We start from the raw sequence: 12987 nt of genomic DNA, 5'->3' as shown, positions 1-12987 counted from the left end.
AAAACAGATGTTAAAACCGATGCCACTTCAAAAACAGATGCCCTCACAAACAGATGCACAAACAGATACTCCATAAACAGATGCTGAATAATAAACACTAATGAAATTAGATAAATATTTAATGATTATCGTTAAAAATTATATTGCGCTGGATATAGTGGTGTGTTATATTGATAATAGATGGTATGCCCGGAATGTGTATTAATAATAAGAGAAGGATTGCAGGAGGGACAGGGATGGGTGATACGAAGTATCTGAATGGAAAGGGGCGGAGAAATTATCTGGTATGTATGGTAATTATGTATGCCATGATTTTATTTTATGTGCTGAAAATAGTAATTGGGGTGGTGAATTCAGTTTATGTGGCGAGGACGCCGCAGGAAGATATAAATGTTGAATTCAATGGGTATGAATACAGGTATGATTTTCCTTTTGTAGGACATATGAAGCTGGGACATGATTATTATCCGGGATATGTGCAGCCGGTGAGCGGTAAGAGTCTGGTTCTTGCTGTGTCGGTTATGGGAAGTTTGGCGATGGATCTGCCGGTACTGGTGCTTTTGCTGTATGGGAGAAGGGCGTTGAGGAGGATAGCGCGGGAGCGATCGCCGTTTTTGCCGGAGACGGCTAAGGATATCAGGCGTATCGGGCAGATTCTTCTGTTGATAGGATTTCTGCAGAAGGGAATTTTCCAGGCGGGAGTTACGGAGATCGGTTTTCATACATACTATGTTGATAATCCTTTTTTTAATGGTTCATGGATTTGTGTTGGCTTTCTTGTCCTGCTGATTGGAAATGTGTTTGAAACAGGGTGTGAGCTTCAGGCGGAAGCGGATCAGACATTATGAGGGTAAGGAATAAGAAGGAATGTGTTTGCGAGGAACATGTGGACAGGAACATGGTGTGAGGGGAGGAATTCAGGATGGTAACGGAAAAATTTTTGGAATGGTTTGACAGGGGATGGGATAAATGGGAATTGTGGTATAAAAGGAAAAAAGAAGTGAAGGAAAGAAAAAGGGAAGTAAAAGAGGAATTTTATGACGGATCACCTGTTATTGGAGGGGAGAAGGATCGGCCTGTCAGGCTGTCTGTGGGATTTAAAATATTGCTGGGAACCGCTATTTTTTTATCGGGGATTTTAGTGCATATTTATCTGGGGATGATGTTATCGGTGTCCTGGCCGGAGATAGTTGGAGATTCAAAAATGCTTATAAATTATTCACAGAGGCTTTTGTATTGTGTTATTTTGTGTCTGTGTTTTTCGATGCTGGTTTCCATAGCAATCAGCAAAAGACCATTCAACAGTGTTCTGTATGGATTTGGGATAGCAGCGAGTATTGCTATTCTTGCAGCATCATTTCTGTTTCCGCGAATCGATGGATATTATACGAATTTTGAGATCCTAGCAAAGGGAAATCGCTGTGTTTTTGATGGAAACTATTTTATCCCCGGGCTTTTGGCTCTTGTCATGGCGCTTTTATTGCGTTATGGTTATAAATACCAGAATAATTCGGATATGACCGTTTAGAAACAGGAGTGAGATATGGCGATAATATTAAGGCTGGATCGGGTCATGGCTGACAGAAAAATTTCATTAAATGAACTTGCTGCCAGGGTGGGGATATCCAATGTGAATTTATCCAATCTGAAAACGGGAAAGGTAAAGGCTGTCCGGTTTTCCACGCTGGATGCTATTTGCGATGTGCTGGACTGCCAGCCCGGGGATATTCTGGAGTATACCCGGGAAGGGTCGCTGAAAAGAGAAGAGTAGTTATTATGTGGGAAAGATATGAAAAACATCCTGCCGGGGTACCTTGCAATGGTTCCCGGCAGGATGTTTTTATGCAGTCTGCAGATAAATATCTGCTATTTTTTTAGGAAACGTATTTTTTCTTTATCCGTTGGTTCCAGAGCTATCAGGAAAGCGGTCACATTTCCTTTCCGATCGATTTCCGCTTCTGCTTCCAGCTCCAGGCCGGGAAGCACATGTTCTTCGGTAAAAAGAAAATGTTGGCTGCGGCAGTGGAAACCATGTAGGGTAAGGGTTCCAAGCTCCAGGGAAAGCCCGCTTTCTTCCTCACGGATAGTAATGTCTCCGTAGCCGTTGTCAGAATAGGTACCGCAGATGGAGGAAAGGGGAGCGGGGCAGGGATATTCCTCTGACTGTGATTTTACGGCAGTGCGGCTGGTGAGAGCTTCCTGCTGTTTTTTCTTCATATCATTTTGGAAACGGAGGAAGCTTCCGATCCAGTCCACAGGCTCCTGTTCGAGTATGGCATCCAGAAGGAGATAACGCATGACCCTCGCTCCGTAAGGATTTTCGGAGTTGGTAAGTACGGAGCAGGCAAAATCCTTATCCGGAACAAAACACTGGTCGGCTATGAAGCCGTCGATGTGGCCACCATGCTGGACTACCTTTGTCCCGCGGTAGTTCTCCACGAAAAATCCAAGCCCATAGGAACACATATCAAGATAACCCTGAAGGGGTTCCGCAATAGGGTCGGAAATAAGCATCTGCGGTGTGAACATCTGTGTACACATTTCTTCTGAAATAATCTGTTTTCCGTTTGCCTTTCCTTTATTCAGGAAAAGGGCATCCCATTTGGCAAGCTGTGTGCTGGTCATACTGATGGAACCGGCCGGACACATGGTATAGAGCGGACAGTAGGGCACCTGCTTGTTTCCGGGAACGGGCGCGCCTTCGAAGAAGCGATAGCCTTTGGCGCGGCTTTCAAAGGTTTCCAGCTGGGGGGCATCAAAGGAAATCGGGCCCATATCCAGCGGTTCAATCAGGTTTTCCCGGACAAAGCTTTCCCAGGTGGTGCCGCTAGCCCGGCTGATTACAAATCCTGCCAGGGTGTACATCATGTTCTGGTACTGCATTTTATAACGGAAGGGTTCGTTGGGTTTCAGATAACGCAGCATATCAATCATCTGTTTTTCTGAATATTGGGAAAGGCGGGGATACCAGGCCAATTCATGGCGGGGAAGGCCGCAGCGGTGGCACAGCATGTCGCGGATGGTCAGGTGGGAGCCGGCGTAAGAATCATACATGTCAAATTCAGGGATGATTTTGACTACCGGATCGTCAAGATGGATCAGACCCTTATCGCAGAGCACCGCAATTGCGGCGGCGGTAAAGGATTTGGTGCAGGAGCCGATGGAATACAGAGTATCGGCATCGGCAGGAACCTGGCCTTCCACATCCTTATAGCCTGCATGAATGGTTTCATAGCTTCCGTTTTGATAATAAGTGATGCTGACGGAGGGAATTTGATAGCGGGCTATTAATTCCTCCGCTTTTTCCTGAATTTCATTACGGTTTATCATGGCAACCTCAATTCCTGCGGCAGAAGGCCGCATGCATTTTCACATATGCAGTAAAGTTATTTCCAGCTGAAGTCCTTGTAAAGAACACCGGTGATGGAAGGTGTATAGTTCAGATCTTTGTTCCAGGCGGTGGTTGTCTGCAGATTGTAGAGGGGGACATAGGTGCAGACTTCCTGGGTTAAATCTTCAATTTCCTTATAAATGGCAAGGCGTTCTTCTTTATCCGTTGTGGAGGCGCCTTTTTCAAACAGATCCTGGATGGTGCTGTCGGAATAGCGGGCCATGTTCAGGCCGTCAATATACTCTTCATTGAAATATGTTTTCAGGAAATCATAATCCAGACTCAGGTTCTGTCCCATATCGGCCATGGTAAAATTGCCGGTGATACAGTCATTTACCAGACTGTTTCCGTCCATGCTTTCAATGGTGCAGGTGATACCCACCTCGGCGAGCTCTGCCTGAACTACCTGAACTACTTTTTCGAAATAGGAACCGCCCAGGGTTTTGATGCTTCCGATATCCAGTCCGTCGGGATAACCCGCCTGGGCAAGGAGTTCTTTGGCTTTTTCCGGATCATATTCATAGGTCATATGATCATCTGTATATCCGAACATATAGGAGGTGGCAAGGGAGGTTGCAGGACTTGCCAGGCCGTCTGCTGCCACATCAATGATATCCTGACGGTTTACAGCATAAGCTACAGCCTGTCTGAGCTCCTTATTGTTAAAAGGATCTGTTTCCGTATTAAAAATCAGGTAGACCACATGGTTGGAAGGACGGGCGGAGGTTGCAAAGGCATCGTTGGAAACGATTTCTTCCCAGTTGGCGGAGGGAACACCCATGACATCCAGTTCTCCGGCTTCAAAGGCGGTGATGGAGGTGGTATCGTCCGTAATCAGTTCGAAGTGCAGTGTTTTGATGGACGGTTCTCCTCCCCAGTAACCGGGGTAAGCTTCCAGTGTTACGCTCACATCAGGGACAGCCTCTGCCATGGAATAGGCTCCGGTACCGCAGGCGTTAAAGCCAAGAATACCCTGGGTATCCTTATTTTCTTCCGCGAATTTCTCGCTGATGATGCCGATGGAAGCGATTTTTTCCATGAGGGGAGAAAACTGATATTTCAGATGGATTTCTACCGTAGAATCGTCCGGAGCGGTTACAGAATCGATGGCTTCCACTTTTTCCTGCATATAGGCGTTGTCAAAGCATCTTTCATAGGAATAAACCACATCGCTTGCCTTCATGGCTTCTCCGTTCTGGAAAGTAACGCCGTCACGCAGCTTAAAGGTCCAGGTAAGGCCGTCTTCGCTCACGGAATATTCCGTTGCCAACATGGGAACTTCTTCTGCGCTGTCATTGAGCCAGTAGAGAGGCTCGTAAATCTGGCGGCTCAGCATCATATCTGCATTCAGGGATAAATTATGGGGATCCACCGTGCTGAATGCGTCGCCGATATGGATGTTTAAATCTGTCCTTCCGGAAGAAGCAGAGACTTCCTCTCCTGTGGTTCCGGCGGCAGTAGTGCCGGCGGAGCTGTCGGAACCGGTATTGGAACCGGAGGAGCCGGAGCAGGCGGTAAGGCTTAAGGTAAGAACCGCCGCGCAGCAGACAGCGGTAAGGGCTTTCCATTTCTTTTTCATAAAATCCTCCTCTTTGGTATGGGTTCATACCCGTAAACGAGTTACTAAAAATAAAATGACCAAACTTAGTAAATATCTAACATTATACACGAAAACTAACCGATTGGATTTGTAAAAATATCATAAATGCTATGAATAAAAGTTATAGCATAGATGGGGCTAATTGTTGACAGATGCCGAATATTGCAATATTATATGACTATGTTACGATAAAGTGTTGAAGTTTGCGTTATGAAAATAATGCATATCCGACATATCTGATCTTCTGCTGAAAAGGGAGAATGAAAGAATGCTGAAGTACATATTAAAAAGGCTGCTCCTTATCATACCGACCCTGCTTGGGGTTTTGTTCATCGTTTTTGCCATCATGAATTTCACGCCGGGAGATCCGGGCAGGCAGATACTTGGTATCTCCGCAAAACAGGAGACGGTGGATGAACTGAATCATCAGCTGGGATATGACCGGCCTTTTCTGGTACGGTTTGTTTCCTATATAGGGAATCTGCTTCAGGGGGATCTGGGAACCTCCTACCGAACAAGACAGCCTTTTACCGGAGAGTTTTTCACCAAAGTGCCTGTTACGCTGAAGCTTGGCTGCCTTTCCTTTATTGTCTCTTCCATTGTGGGGATATCTCTGGGGATTTTATCGGCGGTGAGACAGTATTCCTTTGCGGATACCTTCAGTACGATAACAGCCATCCTGTTTGCGTCCATCCCCGGTTTTTTCCTGGGAATGGTGCTGATATATGTGTTTGGCCTGAAGCTGGGGCTTCTGCCTACCCATGGGATTGCCGAATGGAGAAGCTACATCCTGCCTGTGCTGACGCTGGCGGCAGGGGGCAGCGCCCAGCTGATGCGGCTGACCCGTACCACCATGCTGGAAGCCATCCGCCAGGATTTTATGCGTACGGCTAAAGCCAAGGGCTGCACACCGGCCTGTATGGTGTGGAAGCATGCGCTGAAAAATGCGCTTCTTCCGGTGCTTACCGTGATGGGAACCAGCTTCGGCTCTATATTGGGCGGGGCCGTTATCTGTGAAACGGTATTTGCCATCCCAGGACTGGGAAACTATATCCTGACGGCTATCCGCAGTAAGGATATTCCCGTAGTCATGTCTTCTACCGTGTTTCTGTCCGCCTTCTTCTGCCTCGTAATGGTGGTGGTGGATATCCTGTATGCCGTAATCGATCCCCGTATCCGGGAAAAGGTCGTGAAATAAAAACAGCTTTGGCTGCGGCGGCCGGAATTGCCGGCCCGGAGGAATAAATTTATGGAAAAAACAAAGAAAAAGAAAAGAAAAAGCAACAACGCGGCGGATGCCTGGAAGCTGTTCCGGAAAAATAAGGCGGCAATGGCAGGCCTTGTGGTTCTTGCCGTATTTGTATTCTTTGCGTTATTTGCGGACCTGCTGATCCCCTATGAAGCGGCTGTCATCCAGAGTCCCAAGGACAGGCTGATGGCGCCCTGTATGCAGCACTGGCTGGGGACGGATGAGTTCGGAAGAGATATGCTCGCGCGGATCATACATGGCAGCAGGCGTTCCCTGTCCCTGGGTGTGGGAACCACTGCGGTTTCTCTGCTGCTGGGAGGAATTATAGGGGCCTGCTGCGGTATTTACGGCTCCAGGTTCGACAGTATCGTGATGCGCCTGTGCGACGTGCTTAACTGCGTGCCTGGACTGCTTTTTGCCCTGGCGGTGGTAGCGGCGCTGGGATCCAGCATGCGTAATCTGCTGATAGCGGTGACGATAGTAAGCCTTCCCGGCTTTATCCGGATCGTACGGTCGGTGATTCTGTCTATCGTGGAGCAGGAATATATTATGGCTGCCAGAGCGTGTGACAGCAGTAATTTTACTATAATTATGAGACATATCCTGCCCAATGCCATGGGGCCTATCATCATTCAGGCGAGTATGTCCGTTGCGTCCATGATGCTTACGGCAGCGGGCCTGTCCTTTATAGGAATGGGAGTACAGCCGCCCACGCCGGAGTGGGGCGTTATGCTGAGTACGGCGAGAGATTATATGAAAACAGCGCCTTACCTGCTTCTTTTTCCCGGAATCGCCATCGCTCTGAGCGCTCTGGCGCTGAACCTGGTGGGGGACGGCATGCGGGATGCGCTGGATCCCAAAATGAAAGTGTGATGCCCTTTTTGGCGGACCGGCTGAAAAAATAAGGACTCAGTTCTGCCGGCCGGCATTCGGCGGAAACTGCATGCGTGAATATAGAGTACAGATGGGAGCAAATGATGAGTGAACAGGGAACTTTGCTTTCGATACGGAATCTGAAGACCTATTTTGTGACAGATGAGGCCGTACTGAAAGCGGTGGATGATGTATCCTTTGAAGTGAAAAAGGGAGAAACGCTGGGAGTGGTCGGGGAAAGCGGCTGCGGAAAAAGTGTCAGTTGCATGTCGGTTGTCAGGCTGGTGCAGGGCGGCAATGTGAAATATGAAGGCGGACAGATTTTGTTTGAAGGCAGGGACACCCTGCAGATGACGGAAAAAGAGCTGCGGAAAATCCGGGGGAAGGATATTTCAATCATATTCCAGGAACCCATGACGGCGCTGAACCCTTTATATACAATCGGGGATCAGATGAAGGAAGCCCTGAAGAACCACCAGAAAATCAGTGACAGGCATGCCCGGGAAAGGTGTGTGGAATACCTGAAAAAGGTGAAAATACCCATGCCGGAGGAGATGATGTTCCGCTATCCCTTCAGCCTTTCCGGAGGGATGCGCCAGAGGGTGATGATAGCCATGGCACTGATCACTTCACCCAAGCTGATAATTGCGGATGAGCCTACGACCGCGCTGGATGTGACAATACAGGCGCAGATTCTGGATCTGATGAACGCGCTGAAGGAGGAAACGGGAAGCTCCTGTATTTTCATCACCCATGATCTGGGTGTGATCAGCGAAATGGCGGATCGCGTTGTAGTGATGTATGGCGGAAAGGTCTGCGAAATATCTCCCACGGACGAATTGTTTGAACACGCGGCGCATCCCTATACGCTGGGACTGATCCATTCCAGGCCCCGGGCGGACTTTGAAGGGGATCGTCTGGAAGTGATACCGGGAAATGTGCCTTCGTTGAATGATAAACCTGAGGGCTGCCCGTTTCATCCCAGATGCAGGTATGCAGGGAAGAAATGTGAAAAGGAATTCCCGGAGGCCGCGCAGCTTTCCGAAGAACACAAGGTGTTCTGCTGGAAATACTGCGGAGGCTGTGAGTAAAATGGTTTTGCGGAAGGAAGAACAGCATGGATAACATGGTAGATGTACGGAATCTGAAAAAATATTTCCCGGTAAAGGGCGGGTTTATCCAGCATACCTTGGGATATGTCCAGGCTGTGGACGATATCAGCTTTACCATACAAAGGGGAAAAGTCCTCGGGCTTGTGGGAGAATCCGGCTGCGGGAAATCCACGGCGGGCCGTACGATTCTCGGCCTTACGCCGGCAACGGAGGGACAGGTTCTCATAGACGGCGTGGATGTGTGCACGGCGACAGGCGATGCGATGCATACGCTGCGGAAAAAAATGCAGATAATTTTTCAGGATCCTTATTCCTCTCTGGATCCGCGGATGACCGTATACGATCTGATCGGAGAAGGGCTGGCGGCGCATAAGCTGGTGTCATCCAGAATAGAGCTGGAAGAGAAGGTGGAGGCTATTATGGAGAAGTGCGGTCTTTTTCCGGAACAGGCCCTTCGTTTTCCCCATCAGTTTTCCGGCGGACAGAGACAGCGTATCAGTATCGCCAGAGCGCTGGCCGCCAGTCCGGAGTTTGTTGTCTGTGACGAAGCGGTATCCGCGCTGGATGTCTCCATCCAGGCGCAGATCATTAATCTTCTGAAGGATATGCAGGAGGATATGGGACTGACCTATCTTTTTATATCCCATGATCTGAGTATTGTACGGTTTATCAGCGACGATGTGGCGGTTATGTATCTGGGACAGATTGTTGAGATGGGGAGCAAGAAACAGATTTTTGATGCCCCTGCCCATCCTTATACACAGGCACTGCTCTCTGCGGCTCCCGCTTTTACCAGAAAAGAAAAAAGGGAGAAAAAGAGGATTCTGCTGGAAGGCGATCTCCCCACACCCTATAATCCGCCTGCAGGTTGCCGGTTTGCGGGGAGATGTCCCTATGCAGATGCGGAATGCAGGGAAAGCGTCCGGGTGGAGGAAGTGGAAAAAGGGCATAAAGTTATGTGCTTGAAAGCGGGGAAATTATCTTAATGTGTATCGGCGGACTGCGTGAACGGTATATGGATAAATGACAGACGGGTATAGAGTATGGCGAAGGAGGAAAAAGGGATGCTGGTTGCGGACAGAGTAATCGTTGGGGACGGGAAAAGGGTTATTGAACAGGGAGCGGTTGTTTTGGACGGGAAGAGGATTCGGGCGGTAGGTACGGCAGATGAGCTGCGCAGGCGTTTCCCGGAAAAAGAAATCCGGCTTGAGGGCTGTACCCTGATGCCGGGTATGATTGATATGCATACCCATATCGGCTATTACTATGGAGAGAAAAATGCGGACAGGCTCGCAGAGGACAGGATGCTGCGGGCTTATTTTATAGGGAAAAGAATGGAGGATACGCTGAAAGCGGGGGTGACCACTATCCGTGATATGTCCAGCGCAGACGGCGTGGGGAGGGCTTTGAAGGAAGCGGCGGCAGCAGGCTATATCAGGGCGCCCCGTATTTTTACCAGCCTGAAGGGGCTGTGCATGACCGGCGGACACGGGTACGGTATGACGGGAGCCGTGGAGGAAGTGGACGGTGTGGAAGAAATCCGGAAAGCGGTAAGGCGCAATATCAGAGATGGAGCGGACTGTATTAAGCTTCTGGACAGTGAAGCCTATCGGGGAGAAGAATTCAATCAGGAGGAGCTTGATGCGGCTGTGGAAGAAGCACACCGGTTCGGATGCAAGGTGGCGGCGCATGCCGGATACGGGCCATCCATGGACATGTGCATTCAGGCGGGCTGTGACAGCATTGAACACGGCACCCATCTGTCTGTGGATCAGGCGGAACGGATGCGGGATAACAGACAGACATGGGTTCCCACCATTTACGTATTCCATTATGCCTATGAACTTGTACAGAAGGCTATGACGGATGAAAGCCTGAGCAGCAACCGGGATTATCTGAAGGATACGGTGGAGACCTACCGGGATCAATTTAAAAAGCTGTATGACACCGGTGTCCTTGTGGCAACAGGAACGGATACGGATGCCTGCAGCCATCCCAAGGCCTCACCGGTAGCCAGGGAATGTGCTTATATGGTACAATATGGAATATCCCCTGTGGAAGCGATTGCCTGCGCCACCGGCAACGGTGCTAAAGCGCTTGGGCTTTCGGACAGCCTGGGGCTGCTCCGCGAAGGCCTTCTGGCAGATATCATTGCGGTAAAGGGGAATCCGGGCGAGGACATCCGGGCACTTGAGGATGTACAGGCCGTCTGGCAGGAAGGGACGTGCGTATATGAATCTGAATCAACTCATTTATGCCAGTGAAATCAATCGTCTGGGTTCGTTCAGCAGAGCAGCCCAGACCCTTTATATTTCCCAGTCGGCATTGAGCAAATCAATACATGCTCTGGAATTGGAGCTGGAACAGGAAATTTTCATAAGGACTACGGAAGGGATCGCAACCACGGATTTCGGGAGGGCTTTTCTTGCGGAGGCGGAGAAAACCCTGCAGCATGTGGACAGGATAAAAAGCATGGCCGTCCAAGCAGAAGAAAAAAAGGGACAGCCGTTAAAATTCAGCGCTTCCTGCGGACAGATGCTGTTCGCCAGTGAAATTTTTGCAAGGCTTCTGGCCCAATATCTGAATGCAGATACGGATTTTCAGTTTTACCAGAAAACCTATTCGGAGGTTTTTACCGATGTGAAAGACGGGAGATGCGATCTGGGGATTCTGATGACGCTGAATCTTTATACAGAGGAGGCCTGTTCCCTGTTTGCACAGAATGACATGGAGTATCATGCCCTGGGGAGGCTGAATGTGGGAGTGGCGGTTGATCGGAACAATCCGGTGAATGAGCTTGGGATCACACGGCTGAGGAAGGGGCTGCTGTCGGAACAGCTGCTGATAACAACTAAGGAGACGATATATCCGTTTACCCGGGAGGAAAAAGAAATCCGTACCGCTTTCGGAAACCCCAGGGTGGTTTACGTGGCGGATAATGATACGGCGTTCAGTCTGTGCGGGCAGATTCCGGCCTATTTCTGTGTGGCCCAGAGTGCAAAAATATATAATAAGCTGAATCTGCCAATTTCTATGGTGATTTATCCTTATCAGAATGTGAACCTGAAATATGAATTCGGATGGATTAAGAAGAATCAGACGGAGCTGACGCGGGTGGAGCGGACGTTCATCAGTGAGATCATGCGCCTGTTTCGTTGAGAGCGGACGGTTCCGTTGCCAGTCGTTCCCTCCTGCGGCGGGAGTTCCGCTTTGTCTCCCTGCGGGGTCTGTGAAGGGGGGCCTTGATGTCCTGTCCCGGGGGACGGCCGGTGTTGGAGTGTGGCTCCCAGGTGCTGATATACCGGGCACTTCGATGAGCCCAGGGCATCCCATACGGCAGGTGAGGCTGCCGTATGGGATTGGTCTCCTCTGCGTGGTATATAAAGCACCTGGGCGCCACACTCCAACACCGGCCGTCCCCCGGGACAGGACATCAAGGCCCCCCTTCACAGACCCCGCAGGGAGACAAAGCGGAATTCCCGCGCAGGAGGGAACGACTGGCAACGGAACCTGGGGGTATGGGATGGCGGATGGGTTAGAAGGGATTAGAAGGGGAGTTTATGGAAAGTTAATATTTTTTGGGGTTTTGTTTTGGGGATGGGTGTGGTATAAATAAATTATCTGGATAGGATTTTCTTTTTTCGGCGGTTCAGCCAAATATTCCATTTTTAGGTTTTTTACTTTTATATGTCCGAAAGAATTGCTTTTTTGTTGGGATGTGTCTATAATAATCTGTATAAAGCACATATCTTTTGGATTTATCATTAATTGATGAGGAGGAGATGTGCTTGTATGGCAGGGGAAAAGGATTTGGCAGTGATGAGGTTTCTGGAGAAACCGGAGAATTTTAGTGATTTGTTTAATGGTTCTTTGTTTCGGGGGAAGCAGGTGCTGAAGGCGGAGATGCTTGAGAGTATGTCCGGGAGGTCTGTGCTTTCTTTTCGGGATAAGGGCGGGGGGAAGGTTTCGGTAAGACGGTATCGGGATGCTGTGTGTAAGGCGTCGGGGCGTACTACTTATGCTGTTTTTGCGGTGGAAGGGCAGAGGGAAACTCATTATGCTATGCCGGTGAGGGAAATGGTTTATGATGCCATGAATTATGCGGAGCAGGTAAAAGCGCTTTCGGATAAGCACCGTAAGAGGAAGGATTACAGGGATGGTGCGGAGTTTTTGTCGGGGCTGTTGAGGGAAGATAGGCTGGCGCCGGTGGTTACGATTTGTTTTTATTATGGAACGGGAAAATGGGAGGGGCCTCTGGATCTTTTTGATATGCTGGATATTCCGGAAGAGTATGAGGATATGAAACCGTTTATGTCGAATTATAAAGTGAACCTGGTGCAGGCTTCGAATGTGGCGCCGGATAATTTCAGGACGGATTTAAGGCATGTTTTTTCTCTGCTGGGTATGGCCGCCGATGGTGCGGGGATGAAACGGTATATTCAGGAAAGGCCGGAGGAATTCAGGCATATTTCTTATGAAACTTTTGATTGTCTGAGGGAATTGCTGCATGTGGATAAGTGGTGGAAGACAGATGGATTTGAGCGGAAAGGGGAAGTGGATATGTGTAAGGCTTTGGAAGAGATTGCGGAGATGGCAAAAGATGAAGGCAAGGCAGAAGGAGTACGGGTTGGAATAAAGGCCTTGGCGGAAATCTGTGAAAAGCTGGGAGTTCCTTTTGAGCAGACGGTGGAAATGGTGACGGAGAAGTTTGGGATGTCATCAGAGGATGCCAGGGAGTCTGTGGAGCTTTACTGGAAATGAT

12 protein-coding genes are annotated in these 12987 nt (G+C 49.2%); 10 read left to right on the top strand and 2 right to left on the bottom strand.

Going from position 1 to position 12987, the window contains the following annotated elements:
• Nucleotides 1–236 precede the first annotated feature (236 nt).
• The 3 genes from BLA28_RS03675 to BLA28_RS03665 all read left to right on the top strand — a co-directional run bounded on the left by BLA28_RS03675 (nucleotide 237) and on the right by BLA28_RS03665 (nucleotide 1771).
• Complete coding sequence (locus BLA28_RS03675) at nucleotides 237–848, top strand: DUF2975 domain-containing protein (RefSeq protein WP_069156058.1); 612 nt, start codon at nucleotides 237–239, stop codon at nucleotides 846–848.
• Between the two features lie 74 nt (nucleotides 849–922).
• Nucleotides 923–1528: a hypothetical protein gene (locus tag BLA28_RS03670; protein WP_069151777.1), complete on the top strand. Its 606-nt coding sequence runs from the start codon at nucleotides 923–925 to the stop codon at nucleotides 1526–1528.
• 15 nt (nucleotides 1529–1543) lie between these two features.
• Nucleotides 1544–1771: a helix-turn-helix domain-containing protein gene (locus BLA28_RS03665; RefSeq protein ID WP_009251368.1), complete on the top strand. Its 228-nt coding sequence runs from the start codon at nucleotides 1544–1546 to the stop codon at nucleotides 1769–1771.
• 95 nt (nucleotides 1772–1866) lie between these two features.
• Here the strand turns inward: BLA28_RS03665 and BLA28_RS03660 are convergent, their stop codons facing one another.
• Nucleotides 1867–3330: a serine hydrolase gene (locus BLA28_RS03660; RefSeq protein ID WP_069156057.1), complete on the bottom strand. Its 1464-nt coding sequence runs from the start codon at nucleotides 3328–3330 to the stop codon at nucleotides 1867–1869.
• A 56-nt stretch (nucleotides 3331–3386) separates the two neighbouring features.
• Nucleotides 3387–4970: an ABC transporter substrate-binding protein gene (locus tag BLA28_RS03655; RefSeq protein ID WP_069156056.1), complete on the bottom strand. Its 1584-nt coding sequence runs from the start codon at nucleotides 4968–4970 to the stop codon at nucleotides 3387–3389.
• Nucleotides 4971–5259: 289 nt separating this feature from the next.
• On the opposite strand from BLA28_RS03655, the gene BLA28_RS03650 reads away from it, so the two are divergent.
• From BLA28_RS03650 to BLA28_RS03615, 7 genes are all read left to right on the top strand, one after another.
• Nucleotides 5260–6189, top strand: a complete 930-nt coding sequence (locus BLA28_RS03650) for an ABC transporter permease (protein WP_069156055.1) — start codon at nucleotides 5260–5262, stop codon at nucleotides 6187–6189.
• 51 nt (nucleotides 6190–6240) lie between these two features.
• Nucleotides 6241–7113, top strand: coding sequence for an ABC transporter permease (locus tag BLA28_RS03645; RefSeq protein WP_069156054.1), 873 nt, complete (start codon nucleotides 6241–6243; stop codon nucleotides 7111–7113).
• Nucleotides 7114–7214: 101 nt separating this feature from the next.
• On the top strand, nucleotides 7215–8204 hold the full coding sequence (locus BLA28_RS03640; protein ID WP_408607636.1) for an ABC transporter ATP-binding protein: 990 nt from the start codon (nucleotides 7215–7217) through the stop codon (nucleotides 8202–8204).
• Nucleotides 8205–8230: 26 nt separating this feature from the next.
• Complete coding sequence (locus BLA28_RS03635; protein WP_044972729.1) at nucleotides 8231–9211, top strand: ABC transporter ATP-binding protein; 981 nt, start codon at nucleotides 8231–8233, stop codon at nucleotides 9209–9211.
• Nucleotides 9212–9289: 78 nt separating this feature from the next.
• The gene (locus BLA28_RS03630) at nucleotides 9290–10489 is read left to right on the top strand and encodes an amidohydrolase family protein (RefSeq protein WP_069156591.1); all 1200 of its coding nucleotides are present in this window, start codon (nucleotides 9290–9292) and stop codon (nucleotides 10487–10489) included.
• Nucleotides 10458–11384: a LysR family transcriptional regulator gene (locus tag BLA28_RS03625; RefSeq protein ID WP_044972732.1), complete on the top strand. Its 927-nt coding sequence runs from the start codon at nucleotides 10458–10460 to the stop codon at nucleotides 11382–11384. The genes BLA28_RS03630 and BLA28_RS03625 overlap by 32 nt, the downstream gene beginning before the upstream one ends.
• 633 nt (nucleotides 11385–12017) lie before the next feature.
• Nucleotides 12018–12986 (top strand): Rpn family recombination-promoting nuclease/putative transposase, encoded by a 969-nt coding sequence (locus BLA28_RS03615; protein ID WP_069156051.1) that lies wholly within the window; start codon nucleotides 12018–12020, stop codon nucleotides 12984–12986.
• Nucleotide 12987 lies beyond the last annotated feature (1 nt).

It is taken from the genome of Eisenbergiella tayi, assembly GCF_001881565.1.
Classification (GTDB): Bacteria; Bacillota; Clostridia; order Lachnospirales; family Lachnospiraceae; genus Eisenbergiella; species Eisenbergiella tayi.
This window is presented reverse-complemented; position numbering and strand designations above follow the sequence as displayed.

What these genes read in the sequence shown, in the direction of transcription:
- BLA28_RS03670 (WP_069151777.1), top strand. Translation starts at nt 923, where the DNA reads ATGGTAACGGAAAAATTTTTGGAATGGTTTGACAGGGGATGGGATAAA.
- BLA28_RS03655 (WP_069156056.1), bottom strand. Translation starts at nt 4,970, where the DNA reads ATGAAAAAGAAATGGAAAGCCCTTACCGCTGTCTGCTGCGCGGCGGTT.
- BLA28_RS03635 (WP_044972729.1), top strand. Translation starts at nt 8,231, where the DNA reads ATGGATAACATGGTAGATGTACGGAATCTGAAAAAATATTTCCCGGTA.
- BLA28_RS03640 (WP_408607636.1), top strand. Translation starts at nt 7,215, where the DNA reads ATGATGAGTGAACAGGGAACTTTGCTTTCGATACGGAATCTGAAGACC.
- BLA28_RS03675 (WP_069156058.1), top strand. Translation starts at nt 237, where the DNA reads ATGGGTGATACGAAGTATCTGAATGGAAAGGGGCGGAGAAATTATCTG.
- BLA28_RS03625 (WP_044972732.1), top strand. Translation starts at nt 10,458, where the DNA reads ATGAATCTGAATCAACTCATTTATGCCAGTGAAATCAATCGTCTGGGT.
- BLA28_RS03650 (WP_069156055.1), top strand. Translation starts at nt 5,260, where the DNA reads ATGCTGAAGTACATATTAAAAAGGCTGCTCCTTATCATACCGACCCTG.
- BLA28_RS03645 (WP_069156054.1), top strand. Translation starts at nt 6,241, where the DNA reads ATGGAAAAAACAAAGAAAAAGAAAAGAAAAAGCAACAACGCGGCGGAT.
- BLA28_RS03630 (WP_069156591.1), top strand. Translation starts at nt 9,290, where the DNA reads ATGCTGGTTGCGGACAGAGTAATCGTTGGGGACGGGAAAAGGGTTATT.
- BLA28_RS03615 (WP_069156051.1), top strand. Translation starts at nt 12,018, where the DNA reads ATGGCAGGGGAAAAGGATTTGGCAGTGATGAGGTTTCTGGAGAAACCG.
- BLA28_RS03665 (WP_009251368.1), top strand. Translation starts at nt 1,544, where the DNA reads ATGGCGATAATATTAAGGCTGGATCGGGTCATGGCTGACAGAAAAATT.
- BLA28_RS03660 (WP_069156057.1), bottom strand. Translation starts at nt 3,330, where the DNA reads ATGATAAACCGTAATGAAATTCAGGAAAAAGCGGAGGAATTAATAGCC.